The organism is Mycobacterium sp., from assembly GCF_036490025.1.
Taxonomy (GTDB): domain Bacteria; phylum Actinomycetota; class Actinomycetes; order Mycobacteriales; family Mycobacteriaceae; genus Mycobacterium.
In genome coordinates, this window is sequence record NZ_DASXEP010000150.1 from 17137 (window position 1) to 31764 (window position 14628).

Below are 14628 nucleotides of genomic sequence, written 5' to 3' on the forward strand. Positions count from 1 at the left end.
TTGCGATCGCCCTTAAGCTGACAAGCATGCCGACCGCGCTCATCACCGGTGCCAGCCGCGGGATCGGTGCCGCCATCGCCGACGCCCTGGCACCGACCTACACCCTGTTGTTAGCCGGACGACCCTCGCCTGCGCTGCAGGCCACCGCGCAGCGGTTGGGCGCCACCGCGCTGTCGCTGGATCTGACCGACACCGACGCGATTCCGGCGGCCACCGCTGACATCGGCGAGCTCGACGTGCTGATACACAACGCCGGTGTGTCGCTTCCGGGGCGCGTCGCCGAGTCCACCGTCGATGAATGGCGTAGCACCTTCGAGGTCAATGTTGTTGGTGCAGTCGCTGTTACGCTGGCACTGCTGCCGGCCATGCGGCGCGCCCAAGGTCAGGTGGTGTTCATAAACTCCGGGTCGGGGCGTCAGGCTTCGGCGAACATGGCCTCGTATTCGGCGAGCAAGTTCGCGCTGCGTGCGTTCGCCGACTCCCTGCGCCTGAGCGAGCCGGCGCTGCGGGTCACCACCGTCTACCCCGGGCGCACCGCCACCGATATGCAACGTGAGCTGGTCTCCTTCGAGGGCGCCGTCTACGACACCGATCGGCTCCTGCGGGCGGACACCGTCGCCGCGGCGGTCGCCCGCGCGATCGACACCCCGCCCGATGGGCACCTGCACGAGGTCGTGCTCAGACCACGCGCCCGCTGACGATGCGGCAGGCTAGACGACCACATTGACCAAGCGCCCGGCGACGACGATCACCTTCTTCGGTGTCGTGCCGGCCAGGAACGCCTGCACCTTCTCGTCGGCGAGCGCGGCTGCCTCGACCGCGTCGGCGTCGGCGCCGGCCGACACCGTGATCCGGCCGCGCACCTTGCCGTTGACCTGGACGGGATATTCCACGCTGTCTTCGACCAGGTAGGCGGGATCGGCCACCGGGAATGGGCCGTGGGCAAGCGACGTGGCATGGCCCAGGCGCTGCCACAACTCCTCGGCCAGGTGCGGCGCCAGCGGCGCCGCCATCAGCACCAGCGGCTCCGCGGCGGCACGCGGGACCGAGTCACGGTGCTGCTTGGTGAGGTGGTTGGTGTACTCGATCAGCTTGGCCACCGCGGTGTTGTTGCGCAGTGCCACATAGTCTTCGGAGACCCCGGCGATGGTGCGGTGCAACAGTCGCAGGGTCTCGGTGTCCAACTCGGCACCGTCGGTCACCCGGGCCTGGCCGGATTGCTCATCGACCACCAGCCGCCACACCCGCTGCAGGAATCGGTGCGCACCGACCACATCCTTGGTGGCCCACGGCCGCGACGCCTCCAGCGGGCCCATCGACATCTCGTACACCCGTAGCGTGTCGGCGCCGTAGTCGTCGCACATCTCGTCCGGTGACACCGAATTCTTCAGGCTCTTACCGATTTTGCCGAACTCCTGGAAGACCTCGATCTCACCGTCCGGACCGGGATAGCAGAACTTGCCGTCCCGCTCGACGACGTCGGCGGCCGTCACGTAGGACCCGCGGACGTCGGTGTAAGCGAATGCCTGGATGTACCCCTGGTTGACCAGCCGGCGGTAAGGTTCGCGGGAGCTGACATGACCGAGGTCGTAGAGCACCTTGTGCCAGAACCGTGAATACAGCAGGTGCAGCACCGCGTGCTCGGCGCCGCCGACGTAGAGGTCGACGCCGCCGGGATCCTCGGGTCCGTGCTCAGCGGGCCTCGGGCCCATCCAGTAGGCCTCGTTCTCCTTGTCGCAGAAGCGTTCTGCGTTGTGCGGGTCGGTGTAGCGCAGCTCGTACCAAGAACTGCCTGCCCACTGCGGCATGACGTTGGTGTCGCGGGTGTAGGGCTTCAACCCGTCGCCGAGGTCCAGGTCTACGTGCACCCATTCGGTCGCCTTGGCCAGCGGCGGGGACGGCTCGCTGCCGGCGTCGTCCGGGTCGAACAGCACCGGCGAGTAGTCCGGCACGTCGGGCAACTCGACCGGCAGCGCCGTGTCATCCAGCGGATGCGCGCGCCCGTCGTTATCGTAGACGATCGGAAACGGCTCGCCCCAGTAGCGTTGCCGCGCGAAAAGCCAGTCGCGCAGCTTGTATTCGATGCGTCCGCGCCCGCGGCCGTCGGATTCCAGCCGCGCGGTGATCGCCTCCTTGGCGGCACCGACATCGAACCCGTTGAGGTAGTCCGAGTTCACCAGGATTCCGTCGCCGGTGTAAGCCGCCTGCGAAACATCGCCGCCGGCAATGACTTCGACGATCGGCAGGCCGAACTCGCGGGCGAACTCCCAGTCGCGTTGGTCGTGGCCCGGAACAGCCATGATCGCCCCGGTGCCGTATCCGGCCAGCACGTAGTCGGCGATAAAGACCGGTACCTGCTCGCCGTTGGCCGGGTTGGTCGCGTAAGCGCCCAGAAAGACGCCGGTCTTGGTCTTGTTCTCCTGGCGTTCCAGGTCGGGCTTCGCGGCGATCGCCTGCCGGTAGGCCGCGACGGCCTGTGCGGGGGTGTCCGCGTCGTAGGTCCAACGCGGATCTACCGCGGACGGCCACTGCGGCGCAAGCAGCCGGTCGACCAGCTCATGCTCGGGGGCGAGCACCAGATACGTTGCGCCGAAAAGGGTGTCCGGCCGGGTGGTGAACACCTCCAGGTCCACCGTTTCGCCGTCGGTGGTCTGCGCCGAGAACAGCGCCGCGGCGCCGGTGGATCGCCCGATCCAGTTGCGCTGCATGGTTTTGACCTTCTCCGGCCAATCCAGCACGTCGAGGTCGTCGAGCAGCCGATCGGAGTAGGCGGTGATCCGCATCATCCACTGCCGAAGCCGCTTGCGAAAGACCGGGAAGTTTCCCCGGTCGCTGCGGCCGTCGGCGGTGACCTCTTCGTTGGCCAGTACCGTGCCCAAACCCGGGCACCAGTTCACCATCGAATCGGCCCGATAGACCAGGCGGTGCGCGTCGATCACATCGGCGCGCTCTCCCGGCGACAACGCCGACCAGTCTCGGCCATCATCCAATTTGCGTGCACCGGAATTGAATTCGGCGACGAGCTCAGCTATCGGACGGGCCTTGTCGGCGGCAGTGTCGAACCACGCGTTGTAGATCTGCAGGAAGATCCACTGAGTCCATTTGTAGAACTCGGCGTCGGTGGTGGAAAAGCTCCGCCGGTTGTCGTGGCCGAAACCCAGCCGGCTCAGTTGCCTCCGGAAATTGACGATGTTGGCCTCGGTGCGGGTACGCGGGTGGGTGCCGGTTTGCGCCGCGTACTGCTCGGCGGGCAGACCGAACGCGTCGAACCCCAACGCGTGCAGCACATTACGCCCCAGCATGCGGAAGTAGCGCGCGTAGACGTCGGTGGCAATGTAGCCGAGCGGATGGCCGACGTGCAACCCTTCACCGGACGGATACGGGAACATGTCCTGGACGAACATCTTGTCGTCGGGCACCGGCGACCCGTCCTTCGGTGCCAGCGAACCGACCGGGTTGGGCACATTGAACGTCCCCAGCCGGGTCCAGTTGTCCTGCCAGGTTTGTTCGATGCGGCCGGCGAGGTCCGCGGTGTAGCGGAACCGCGGCGCGTCGGGGTCGGCCTGCCCGGCAGGGGCCGTGGGGGAAGCGGTCACGCCCAACAGGTTATAAGGACGCAGGTGGTCGGGCCGCCGGGCAGGCGATGGTCTCGTTTGGATTGCAGACCGATCAGGGTTTATCCCAGGTGTATTCCAGGTCGATTCCAGTGCTGGAAGCCGGCGCTTGTCCCTGGTTACAGTCGCTTTCTGCGACTTCGACACAACACCACACCCGAGCGAGCAGGGAAGGACCGGCTCTCATGATGCAGATAGGCCGTAGCTGGCGAGTAACGGTCGCGGGTCTGGCCGTCGGCGCCATCGGTGTGTTGGGGCTTGCCGGCCCCACGGCGTCCGCCGATCCGGCGTTCCCGCCCCGGCCCGGCCCCGTCCCGGCCCCGATGCCGCAGGCCGCCGGCAACCCGGTGCCCGGAACGGCCGCGGCCGCACCGGCACCGATCTCGCCCGCGCTGGCCCCGGCGCCGCCGGTCGCCGCACCACCGGTCGCCGCACCGCCGGCTGCCGCACCGCCGGTTGCCGCACCGCCGGAACTCGCCCCGGCCGGCTCGGGGACACTGCGGGAATTCTTCGCGAGCAAGAACGTCAACCTCGAGCCGCAGCAGGCGAAGGATTTCAAGGCGCTCGATATCACCTTGCCGATGCCGCAAGGGTGGACGCAGGTGCCCGACCCCAACGTCCCCGACGCGTTCGTGGTGACCGCCAATCGGCACAGCAGCAGCCTGTACACGCCCAACGCCCAGCTGGTGGTGTACCGCCTGGTCGGTGACTTCGACCCGAAAGAAGCGATCACCCACGGCTACATCGACAGCCAGCAACTACCCGCCTGGCGCACCACCAACGCCTCGCTGGCTGATTTCAACGGTTCGCCGTCGTCGATCATCGAGGGCACTTACCGGCAGAACGAGATGACGCTCAACACCTCGCGCCGCAATGTCATCGTCGCGTCCGGACCGGACAAGTACCTGGTGTCGCTCGCGGTGACGACGGAGGCCGGCGCGACCGTCGCCGAGGCGCCGTCCACCGACGGCATCATCAACGGATTCCGGGCGGGCGCGCCGGGGTCCAACGCACCGGCAGCTCCGCCGCCGGCCGCCGCTGCTGCGCCGGCACCGCCCGCCGCGCCCGCGACCCCGCCGGCGCCCGTCGCCCCACCCCAGGCGCTGGCACACTAGGGCGCCGCAACGGGGCCGACGCGGCCTCGTATTGTGGCCCCATGCTCATCGCGGGAGTGCTGTGCGTGTGCGCGGCGATGGTAATGGCCGTACTCGGACTGCGGTCGTTGGCCCGACCCGCCGGCACCGGCACCGCCGGGCTGATCCTGCGCTCGGTCGCGCCACCGCAGCTGGCCGCCGCGATCATGCTGGCCGCCGGAGGGACGGTGGCCCTGGCCGCACCGGTCGCGACCGCGCTGCCGGTCATCTGCGTGTGCGCGATCGGCGCCCTGGGAACACTCGGCGCCGGCTCGTATCAGACCGCCCGGTACGCCCTGCGTCACGAAGACGCCGCGGCCGGCTGCGGCGGGACCTGCGCGGCTTGCACGCTCGCATGCCATTGACCGCAGCACGGTCCGTGCGGTGGGGTCGTCGCGAAAGCCGTTATCGCTGAGCGGTTTTGCCGGCCTAATTGCGGCTGACGTCGACCGGATGGGTGGCCAGCAGCGACAGCGGCTGGGGCTGACGTCGCAGCACCCGGCCCCACAGGTCCACCCGCGGCGCGACCAGAACGTCAGATGGCAACGCCGACAACACAATCCAGTCGTCGCGCTCGATCTCGCCCTCTAACTGGCCGATCGTCCAGCCGGAGTATCCGGCGAAGATCCGCACACCTTCGACCAGCTGGCCGATCGACTCCGGGTCGGCATCGAGATCGACCATCGCCATCCGGCCGGCCACATGACGCAGACCGGGCACGTCGTCGGGAACCGCGCCCACCCGCAATACCGCCAGGCACAGTGCCGCGTCGCGCTTGACCGGCCCGCCGATGAACATCGTCTTCGGCTTCGCCACCACCTGGGCCCACTGCGGCAACACGTTGTAGACCGCGGTTTCGCTGGGACGGTTGAGCACCACGCCCAGCGTGCCTCCGTCGTTGTGCTCGACGATGTAAATCACGCTGCGCCGGAACGTCGGCTCGAGCAGGTCTGTATTCGCGAGAAGCAAAGTGCCCGCCCGCACTCGGTGCGCGGTGGGGGCAACATAGTCTTCTGGGTCTTCGGACTGCGCCACTGCTCCATCATGGCATCCGGGCCCGACCTCCGTGGCGAACACGAAGGGCGCTGCAAGGAATTTGTACTGTTGTTAACAGGGGCTCGATGCCCGGCCCGCGGCCCCTGGGTCCAACCGCGCCAGGCTCCATCGGGAAGTAGGTTCAGTGACTCCTCCGCGCGCGCCGGTCGCCGTCTGGCGCTCGGTGCGCAGCCTGCCGGACTTTTGGCGGCTGCTGGAATTGCGGATGACGAGCCAGTTCGGCGACGGCCTGTTCCAGGGCGCCCTGGCCGGCGCGCTGCTGTTCAACCCCGAGCGGGCCAGCCGTCCGCTGGCGATCGCGGGTGCGTTCGCGGTGTTGTTCCTGCCGTATTCGCTACTCGGTCCGTTCGCCGGGGCGTTGATGGACCGCTGGGACCGCCGCCTGGTGCTGGTCGCCGCCAACGTGGGCCGGGTGGTAGCGGTGGCCGTCGTGGGGATCTGCCTGGCTGTCGGCGCCGGCGATTTTCTCGTGCTGTGCGGCGCGCTGGTGGTCAATGGCCTCGCCCGGTTCGTCTCGTCGGGACTGTCGGCCGCCCTGCCTCACGTGGTGCCCCGCGACCAGGTCGTCGTGATGAATTCGATCGCCTCGGCGGTCGGCGCGATCGCGGTCTTTCTCGGGGCCAACTTCATGCTGGTGCCGAGGGCATTCTTCGGCTCGGGCGACAGGGGGGCCGCGTCGGCCATCTTGTTGGTCATCATCCCGCTGCTGATCGCGCTGTTGCTGTCGTTGCGATTCGCCGCCCGCGTGCTCGGCCCCGACGACACCCGGCGGGCGATCCACGGGTCGGTCGTCTACGCCGTCCTGACCGGTTGGATGCACGGCTTGCGCACGGTGCGGGACAGGCCCACCGTCGCCGCCACCCTGTCCGGGTTGGCAGCGCATCGAATGGTTTTCGGGATCAACTCGCTGGTGGTACTGCTGGTGGTACGCGGCGGCGACGTGGCCGCCGTCTCCGCGCTGGGCAGCGCGATGCTGTTCGTCGCCGCGGCCGGCGCCGGATCATTTCTGGCCAACGTCATCACCCCGCCGGCGGTGCGACGCTGGGGGCGGTACGCGACGGCCAACGGCGCGTTGGCGATCGCGGTGGCCCTCGAGATCGCCGGGGTCGGCATGCAGCTGTGGGTGTTACTGAGTTGCGGGTTCCTGCTGGGGGCGGTCGGCCAGGTGGTCAAACTGTGCGCCGACACCGCGATTCAGATCGACGTGGACGACGCGCTGCGCGGACACGTGTTCGCCGTGCAGGATTCGCTGTTCTGGGTGGCGTTCATCGCCGCGATCACCGCGGCGGCCGGCGTCGTTCCCGGCGATGGTCATTCGCCCGCGCTGATCGTGGCCGGCGCCGCGGTCTACCTGTGCGGGCTAGCCATACACAGTGTCGTCGGCCGCGCCGCGAATCGCTAAGGTACCCAGGTGGCCGACTTGTCGCAGATTGTCGACGACCTGCGCGCCGAAAGCGATGAGCTCGACGCGCTGGTCGCCCCGCTCAACGACGCTGCCTGGACTACCGCGACGCCCGCCGCGGGCTGGACAATCGCCCATCAGATCGGACACCTGCTGTGGACCGACCGCGGCGCGCTGATTGCGGTCACCGACGAGGATGCCTTCGCCGATGTGGTGAAGACTGCCGCGAACGACCCGGTCGGCTTCGTCAACACCGCCGCCGACGAAGCCGCCGCCGTCCCGCCCGCCGAATTGCTCGCCGACTGGCGGCTCACCCGCACCCGGCTGCACGATGCCCTGCTGACCGTTGCCGACGGCCGCAAACTGCCGTGGTTCGGACCGCCGATGAGCGGCTCGTCCATGGCGACCGCGCGGTTGATGGAGACCTGGGCGCACGGCCTCGACGTCGCCGACGCCCTCGGCGTGACCCGGGCCGCCACCGCGCGGCTGCGATCCATCGCGCACATCGGGGTGCGCACCCGCGATTTCGCGTTCGTCCTCAACGGTCAGCAGCCGCCGAGTGACCCGTTTCGGGTGGAGCTGCGCGCACCCGACGGCGGCACCTGGTCGTGGGGTCCTGCCGAGGCGTCGCAGCGGGTCACCGGGACCGCCGAAGACTTCTGCTTTTTGGTCACCCAACGACGCCCCTTGCGCGATCTGGACGTGACTGCCGACGGCGACGACGCGGCGCGCTGGCTGCCGATCGCGCAGGCCTTCGCCGGTCCACCGGGCGTCGGTCGATGAGCGCGATTTCGATCCTGCCGCGGGAGCTGACCGGGGGCCTCCGCGACGACGTCCGCGACGCTCCGGCACCGCCCACACCGGTGCTGGCCGAGCCCTACGCGCTCCGTCTGGCCGATCCGGACACCGACGCCGAGATGATCTCGCGGTGGATGAACATGCCGCACCTCGTGGAGGCATGGGAATCGGCCTGGCCGGCGTCGCGATGGCGCGAATATCTACGCGCCCAGCGAGCCGGCAGCTATTCCCGCCCGTTCGTCGGCAGCCTGCACGGGGAAGACGGCGGGTATGTCGAAGTTTACCGCGCCGCAAAGGATTCCATCGCCACCCGATATCACGCCGATCCCTATGATGTCGGGCTGCACGCGGCCATCGCCGAGCTGTCGATCGTCAACAAGGGGCTCGGGCCGTTCCTGCTACCGCGCATCATCGCCAGCGTCTTCGAGGTTGAACCTCGTTGCCGCCGAATCATGTTCGACCCCGATCACCGCAACACCTCGGCGCGACGACTGTGCGAATACGCCGGATGCGCCTTCCTTGGTGAGCACGACATGAGCAACCGGAAGATGGCGCTCTACGCGTTACCCCGCACGCCCCAGGATGTTCCCGAGGCCCGCTAGAGTCCGGTGAGATCGACGGTACGCGTTGGTCACTCGCAGGACTTCGCGCCAGCGTCGATCTCGAGAAGCTATGTCTGTCGTAGCTCCCGATAACCGTCGTAGTCGGGTTTCATTGCCGCAGCGACCAATTCCCACAACACCTCGTCGGTGCCGCCGCCGACCCGGGCCAGCTTCATGTCCCGCCACCAGCGGCCCAGCGGTGTCTCATCCACCAGATAGCCGGAGCCGCCGAAGATGTGCATGCACTCTGAGAGCACCTCTTCGCCGAGCCGCGCGGCGGTGACCTTCACTGCCGCCGCGGCCCGCAGATCGAGTCGGCCTTCGGCGGCGATTCCGTTGAGCCCGTGCCGAAGTAGATCGACGCGGGCCTGCAGATCGGCCAGGCGCAGCCGCAGGGCCTGGTGTTCGAACAACGTCGCACCGAACTGCCGACGCTCGACCATCCTGGCGTGGGTGATGCCGAGCACCCGCTGGCAGCCACCGGCGACCTGTCCCGCGATCGACATCCGCTCGTGGGCCAACCCCCAGGAGATCGCCGCCAAACCCGTTCCGGGCCGGGCGATCAGCGCATCAGCGGGTACCCAGGTATCGATGTGCACCGCCGCGGTGTCCAGCGGACCGGCGCCGACTTTGCGGTAAGGAACCTGGACGTCGGTCTGGGCCGTCGGCACGGCGATCACCAACACGTTGCCGTGCCGGCTGCTCTGGTCGTGGTCCACACCTCGGGCGACCACCATGACGTGGTCGGCCACCGGCGCCAGCGACACGAACTTCTTGACGCCGCGGACCTCGAATCCGTCGCGGGCCGACCGGACTTCGGTCTCCACGATCTGCAGGTCCGAACCGCCCGACTCCTCGGATGCGCCGATGCACAGCACCGCGTCGCCGCGGATGGCTTGTTCGCAGATGTCCCTGAGATAGTCCGACCGGCCGAAGCGGCGCAAGATGGCCACCCCCGAGTCGTGCAGGCTGACACCGACACCGATACCGGCCGAGCCGAGCCGACCCAGGGCGAACGCCAGCGCGACGAGCTTGGGCACATCCGGATGCTGACCGTTGGGCCACTTGTGCGCGAACACGCCCCGCTCACCGAGATGCTCGATCAGCTTGCGCGGAAACCGTTCGCTGGCTTCGGCTTCCGCGGTCCAGTTGATGACGTCGTCATCGAACACGTCGTCGAGCAGTGCCCGGTATTCGTCGATGCTCAGCTCCGCGGGCTCAGTCATGTGGTGACCGTGGTCAGGTTGCGTCTGACTTCCAGGCGCCGCAGCTTGCCCGACGAGGTGCGCGGCAGCGAGCCGGGCCGGACGAACACCACGTCGGCGGGCACGATGCCGCACTCGGAGGCCACCTTGGCGACCAGCTCGCTGCGGGCACCGGCTTCATCGGGGCCACGGAATTCGGCGGTGATCACCAGCCCGGGGCGGGTCGTGTCGTCGTCGGTACCCACGGCCACCACCGCACCCTCACGCACGCCGCGTATTTCGGCGGCGACCCGTTCGATCTCGGCGGGAAAGACGTTGCGGCCCGCGATGGTGATGATCTCCTTGGCCCGCCCGCAAACCACCAGGCCGTCGTCGGTGAGGTAGCCCAGATCTCCGGTCGGGAACCAGGCGCCGCGCGCCAGCGGGGTATCGCCGAAATACCCTGACATCATCGAGGTTCCGCGGATCTCGACCTCGCCGACTTCGCGGCCGGGCAGTTCGGCGGCATGCTCCGCGGCCGGGCTGATCCTAATCTCCATCCCGGGGATGGCTTCACCCAGAATCGCGTGCCGGCGCGGCTCTGAATCGTCTGCGGCAGTTGGTACTTGGTCGTAGAGCAGGCCGATACCCGGCTCGGGAATCGTTACCGCGCAGGTGGATTCGGCCAACCCGTAGGACGGCGCCAGTGCACCGGCGTCGAAACCGAAGGAGCGCAGCGCATTCGCGAAGCGCTCCATCCCGGCGCAGTCGACGGGCTCGCCACCGTTGATCGTCACCCGCACCCGGCCCAGGTCGACGTCGGACACCAGCCGGGCGTACTTGCCGATCATGCTGTAGGCCATGTTCGGCGCGGCGGTCAGCGAGGCCCCGCTTTCGCTGAGCCACCGCAACCAGCGGAACGGCGACGCGGTGAACGCCGAGGTGGGCGCCAGCCAGACCGGCGTCTGACCCAGGGCGCCGCTGAGCAGAAACGTCAGACCCATGTCGTGGTAGAGCGGCAGCCAGGTACACCCGGCGTCGACGGCCGGGTCGACGCCGAAACGGCTGAGCAGGCCGTTCACGTTGTTCAACACCGCCTCGGCGGACAGTTGTGCGGTACGGGGATTTCCGGTGGAACCCGCGGTGCCCTGCAGGATTGCGGGCGTACCCGGCACGGGTTCCGCCGGCGTGAAGCCGGTCGACCGTTCGCGCGCGACGGTCCCGAGGTCGAGCACCGGCAACGGACCGCCCGCGCCGACGAGCAACCCGAGTTCGACTCCGTGGCTGAGGACCGTGCGCACGCCGAGGCCGGCGAACCGCGTCAACGTTGCCTGCGCCCACTGCCGCGGGTCGGCGCCGCGGACCGGCCCGGGCAGGATCGCCACGCTCTGCCCGGCCAGCCAGGCCGCGTGAACGGCTGCGACAAAATCCGCGGTCGGCTCGCCGACCAGGCCGACCGCCCCGAGTTGCGGCTGGTCGAGGATGTGCGCGGCGACGCCCTGCGCGCGGGCGTGGACCTGCGACCAGGGGTGCCGGGTCCAGGCGTCGGCGTCTTTGTCGAAGACCACCAGGTCGCGAGCTGAGGTGCACATCGCCCTGGACAGGGCGGTGGCCAGCACGCTCACCGGCCGACCGGGACCTTTGCCCGGATGACGCCGTCGAGGTCGCCGACGGTGTCGCAGCCCAGCAGTTCTTCCTCGGACACCGCGACCCCGAGCTTGTCCTCGATCGCAACCATGCCCACCGCGAAGGCCACCGAGTCCAGCCCCACGTCATCCACCAGCCGAGACGCCGGGGTCACCCGGCCGACGTCGATGTTGAGATCGTCGCGCAGGATCTCGATCAGGGCAGCGCTCACCGAGTCCGGGCGTGGCGGGTCGGAGTTCATGGGCCGTCACAGTACCGGGCCGGCGCCGCGGAAGGCGGCCTACGTTTTGGGCGCCAACACGCTGGCCGCATCGGCGGCGCCATCGCCATCGGTGTCGGTCAGCTTGACGTCCCAACGCCCGTCGCCGTCGGTGTCGACGTAGCCCGTCACGCCATTCTCGCCATGCGCGATCGCCCGGTCGGCCAGCCCGTTGCCGTCGCTGTCGAGCAGCCGGACCTCGGCGCGGCCCTCGGCGCCGAAGTCGGACTCGAACTCCGCGAGCGGCCTGCCGGTGTGCTCGACGCCGTCGAGTCCGAACCAGCGCAGTCCGGACGCCGGTCTGACCGGACGCTCGGCCGCGATCGCCCAGGTGCCCGACCCGTCGTCGGTGAAATAACGTTCCCCGGTGCCGTCCTCGACGTCGAGCACGGCATGATCGACGATGCCGTCGCCATCCAGATCGGCCAGGGCATCGTCGGCCAGACCGTCGCCGTCGAAGTCCAGACTCACCGCGTCGAGTCGGCCGTCGCCGTCGAGGTCGAGATCCGGTCCGCGGTCCCACATTGTCGCTGCGCCGTCACCGGCGCTCAGGCAGTACTCCATGCCTATGCGACGCCGCCGGGCAGCTACTGGTTCCCGCGTGACTTCCACCAGGACAGCAGCTCGGCCGTGGCCTCCTCGTGGCTCAGCGGCCCACGGTCCAACCGCAACTCCTTGAGGTGCCGCCACGCCTCCCCCACTTGCGGGCCCGCCGGGATACCCAGCAGCGCCATGATCTCGTTGCCGTCCAGATCCGGCCGAACCCGCTGCAGGTCTTCTTTGGCGGCCAGCTCGGCGATCCGCGCCTCCAAATCGTCGTAATTGGCTTGCAGTCGAGCCGCCCGGCGCTTGTTGCGGGTGGTGCAGTCGGCGCGGACCAACTTGTGCAACCGCGGCAACAACGGTCCGGCATCGGTGACGTAACGGCGCACCGCCGAGTCGGTCCACCGGCCGTCGCCGTAGCCGTGGAAGCGCAGGTGCAGATACACCAGCTGCGACACGTCGTCGATCATCTGCTTCGAATACTTCAACGCCCGCAACCGTTTTCGGGTCATCTTGGCGCCCACCACCTCGTGGTGGTGAAAGCTGACTCCGCCGTCGGCTTCGTGCTTGCGGGTGGCGGGCTTGCCGATGTCGTGCAGCAGCGCCGCCCAGCGCAAAACGAGATCAGGGCCGCCGTCCGGAAGGGGGTCTTCCAGGGCGATCGCCTGGCGCAGCACGGTCAGCGAATGCTGGTAGACGTCCTTGTGCTGGTGGTGCTCGTCGATGGCCATCCGCATATCGCCGACGTCGGGCAGCACCACATCGCCCATCCCGGTCTGCACCATCAGTTCGATCCCGGCGATCGGATCGTTGCCCAGCAGCAGCTTGTCCAGCTCGGCGGCTACCCGCTCGACGGTGATCCGGCCCAGCTCGGCGGCCATGTCCCGGATCGCGGCGCGCACCCGCGGGGCGACGGTGAAGCCCAGTTGTGAGACGAACCGCGCCGCGCGCAGCATCCGCAGCGGGTCGTCGCCGAACGAGTCTGGCGGCTGTGCCGGTGTATCCAGCACGCCCGACCGTATCGCGGCCAAACCGCCTAGGGGATCGACGAATTCGGCCGGCCCGGCCGCCGTCACGTGCACCGCCATCGCGTTCACGGTGAAGTCGCGGCGCACCAGGTCGTCGTCGAGGGAGTCGCCGAACCGCACCTGCGGGTTACGGGACACGCCGTCGTAGCGGTCGGCCCGGAACGTGGTGATCTCCAGACGGTGGTGATTCTTTTCCGCGCCGACGGTGCCGAACTCGATCCCGGTGTCCCACAACGCGTCGGCCCACGGCCGCAGCAATTTCTGCAGCTGCTCGGGCCGTGCGTCGGTGGCGAAGTCCAGATCGGTGCTCAGCCGCTGCAACACCGCGTCGCGCACCGAGCCGCCGACCAGATAAAGCTCGTGGCCGGCCGCAGCGAACAGCGCGCCGAGCTCACGCAGAACGTCGGCGTGCCTGTTCAATTCGACCGCGGCGGCAGCCAGCAGCTCGGCATCCTGGGCATCGTCGGGCACGGGAGAAAGACTAGTCGGGCGACGATGCGGCAGTCCTGCGCCGCTGAGGAGCCCGGCCATCGGGGGTAGTGGCCTGATCCCGCAGCTCACTACCGGCGAGTGTGGCCAGAGCGTCTGAGCACGCCAGCTACTATCGCTTGGGTGTCCGACGGCGAAAAATCGCAACCGCGTCGGCGCCGGGGGAGGCGCCGCGGTCGGCGCTCGGCGGGGTCGGGTGTCGCTCAATCCGGCAGCGACGCCGTTACCGGCGGCACGCCAACCGGCCCGGCGAAGTCCGGGCAACGCCGCTCGGTGCGCCGCGGACCCGAGCGGCTGCGTACCGTGCACGAGACGTCGGCCGGCGGATTGGTCATCGACAACATCGATCGTCCGCGCGACGAACAGGTCGCGGCCCTGATCGGTCGCGTAGACCGGCGCGGCCGGATGCTGTGGTCGCTGCCCAAAGGCCACATCGAACTGGGCGAGACCGCGGAGCAGACCGCGATTCGCGAGGTCGCCGAAGAGACCGGGATTCAGGGCAGCGTGCTGGCGGCGCTGGGCCGCATCGACTACTGGTTCGTCACCGACGGGCGTCGGGTACACAAAACCGTGCATCACTATCTGATGCGCTTCTCGGGGGGCGAGTTGTCCGACGAGGATGTCGAGGTCGCCGAGGTGGCGTGGGTGCCGATCCCCGAACTGCCGTCCCGGTTGGCCCACGCCGACGAACGCCGGCTGGCCGAAGTGGCCGACGAACTGATCGACAAGCTGCAGAGCGATGGCCCGGCCGCACTGCCACCGCTGCCGCCCAGCTCGCCGCGGCAGCGTCCGCAAACGCATTCGCGCACCCGTGTCCGTCGGCCCGACGATTCCATCCGGGGCCAGCAGAACGGTCGCGGTCCCGGGCCGTAA

Annotated in this window: 14 protein-coding genes; 7 read left to right on the plus strand and 7 right to left on the minus strand. The window is 68.8% G+C overall.

Annotated elements, in window-relative coordinates:
• The first annotated feature begins 26 nt into the window (after positions 1–26).
• Positions 27–698 (plus strand): SDR family oxidoreductase, encoded by a 672-nt coding sequence (locus VGG53_RS17110; protein WP_331519265.1) that lies wholly within the window; start codon positions 27–29, stop codon positions 696–698.
• A gap of 12 nt (positions 699–710) precedes the next feature.
• Here the strand turns inward: VGG53_RS17110 and leuS are convergent, their stop codons facing one another.
• Complete coding sequence (leuS, locus tag VGG53_RS17115; RefSeq protein WP_331519266.1) at positions 711–3596, minus strand: leucine--tRNA ligase; 2886 nt, start codon at positions 3594–3596, stop codon at positions 711–713.
• A 203-nt stretch (positions 3597–3799) separates the two neighbouring features.
• On the opposite strand from leuS, the gene VGG53_RS17120 reads away from it, so the two are divergent.
• On the plus strand, positions 3800–4729 hold the full coding sequence (locus VGG53_RS17120) for an LpqN/LpqT family lipoprotein (protein ID WP_331519267.1): 930 nt from the start codon (positions 3800–3802) through the stop codon (positions 4727–4729).
• A 41-nt stretch (positions 4730–4770) separates the two neighbouring features.
• Positions 4771–5112 (plus strand): hypothetical protein, encoded by a 342-nt coding sequence (locus VGG53_RS17125; protein WP_331519268.1) that lies wholly within the window; start codon positions 4771–4773, stop codon positions 5110–5112.
• A gap of 64 nt (positions 5113–5176) precedes the next feature.
• On the opposite strand, the gene VGG53_RS17130 is transcribed toward VGG53_RS17125, so the two are convergent.
• Positions 5177–5782 (minus strand): YqgE/AlgH family protein, encoded by a 606-nt coding sequence (locus tag VGG53_RS17130; RefSeq protein ID WP_331519269.1) that lies wholly within the window; start codon positions 5780–5782, stop codon positions 5177–5179.
• A gap of 145 nt (positions 5783–5927) precedes the next feature.
• On the opposite strand from VGG53_RS17130, the gene VGG53_RS17135 reads away from it, so the two are divergent.
• Genes VGG53_RS17135 through VGG53_RS17145 form a run of 3 tightly spaced genes read left to right on the plus strand, consistent with a single transcriptional unit; the run spans position 5928 to position 8605 of the window.
• Entirely contained in the window at positions 5928–7205 is a 1278-nt protein-coding gene (locus VGG53_RS17135) for an MFS transporter (protein ID WP_331519270.1), read from the plus strand.
• 9 nt (positions 7206–7214) lie between these two features.
• Positions 7215–7988 (plus strand): TIGR03084 family metal-binding protein, encoded by a 774-nt coding sequence (locus VGG53_RS17140; RefSeq protein ID WP_331519271.1) that lies wholly within the window; start codon positions 7215–7217, stop codon positions 7986–7988.
• Positions 7985–8605 (plus strand): GNAT family N-acetyltransferase, encoded by a 621-nt coding sequence (locus VGG53_RS17145; protein WP_331519272.1) that lies wholly within the window; start codon positions 7985–7987, stop codon positions 8603–8605. The genes VGG53_RS17140 and VGG53_RS17145 overlap by 4 nt, the downstream gene beginning before the upstream one ends.
• A 68-nt stretch (positions 8606–8673) precedes the next feature.
• On the opposite strand, the gene mbtN is transcribed toward VGG53_RS17145, so the two are convergent.
• Genes mbtN through VGG53_RS17170 form a run of 5 tightly spaced genes read right to left on the minus strand, consistent with a single transcriptional unit; the run spans position 8674 to position 13737 of the window.
• Entirely contained in the window at positions 8674–9831 is a 1158-nt protein-coding gene (mbtN, locus tag VGG53_RS17150; protein ID WP_331519273.1) for a mycobactin biosynthesis acyl-ACP dehydrogenase MbtN, read from the minus strand.
• Positions 9828–11414, minus strand: a complete 1587-nt coding sequence (mbtM, locus tag VGG53_RS17155) for a long-chain-fatty acid--ACP ligase MbtM (protein WP_331519274.1) — start codon at positions 11412–11414, stop codon at positions 9828–9830. Before mbtM ends, mbtN begins: the two co-directional genes overlap by 4 nt.
• Positions 11411–11677, minus strand: coding sequence for an acyl carrier protein (locus VGG53_RS17160; protein WP_331519275.1), 267 nt, complete (start codon positions 11675–11677; stop codon positions 11411–11413). The genes mbtM and VGG53_RS17160 overlap by 4 nt, the downstream gene beginning before the upstream one ends.
• Before the next feature lie 39 nt (positions 11678–11716).
• Entirely contained in the window at positions 11717–12259 is a 543-nt protein-coding gene (locus VGG53_RS17165) for a pullulanase (RefSeq protein WP_331519299.1), read from the minus strand.
• Between the two features lie 23 nt (positions 12260–12282).
• On the minus strand, positions 12283–13737 hold the full coding sequence (locus VGG53_RS17170; protein ID WP_331519276.1) for a CCA tRNA nucleotidyltransferase: 1455 nt from the start codon (positions 13735–13737) through the stop codon (positions 12283–12285).
• 141 nt (positions 13738–13878) lie between these two features.
• Between VGG53_RS17170 and VGG53_RS17175 the strand changes: the two genes are divergently transcribed.
• Entirely contained in the window at positions 13879–14628 is a 750-nt protein-coding gene (locus VGG53_RS17175; RefSeq protein WP_331519277.1) for an NUDIX hydrolase, read from the plus strand.

What these genes read in the sequence shown, in the direction of transcription:
- VGG53_RS17110 (WP_331519265.1), top strand. Translation starts at nt 27, where the DNA reads ATGCCGACCGCGCTCATCACCGGTGCCAGCCGCGGGATCGGTGCCGCC.
- VGG53_RS17120 (WP_331519267.1), top strand. Translation starts at nt 3,800, where the DNA reads ATGATGCAGATAGGCCGTAGCTGGCGAGTAACGGTCGCGGGTCTGGCC.
- VGG53_RS17125 (WP_331519268.1), top strand. Translation starts at nt 4,771, where the DNA reads ATGCTCATCGCGGGAGTGCTGTGCGTGTGCGCGGCGATGGTAATGGCC.
- VGG53_RS17145 (WP_331519272.1), top strand. Translation starts at nt 7,985, where the DNA reads ATGAGCGCGATTTCGATCCTGCCGCGGGAGCTGACCGGGGGCCTCCGC.
- mbtN (WP_331519273.1), bottom strand. Translation starts at nt 9,831, where the DNA reads ATGACTGAGCCCGCGGAGCTGAGCATCGACGAATACCGGGCACTGCTC.
- VGG53_RS17160 (WP_331519275.1), bottom strand. Translation starts at nt 11,677, where the DNA reads ATGAACTCCGACCCGCCACGCCCGGACTCGGTGAGCGCTGCCCTGATC.
- VGG53_RS17165 (WP_331519299.1), bottom strand. Translation starts at nt 12,259, where the DNA reads ATGGAGTACTGCCTGAGCGCCGGTGACGGCGCAGCGACAATGTGGGAC.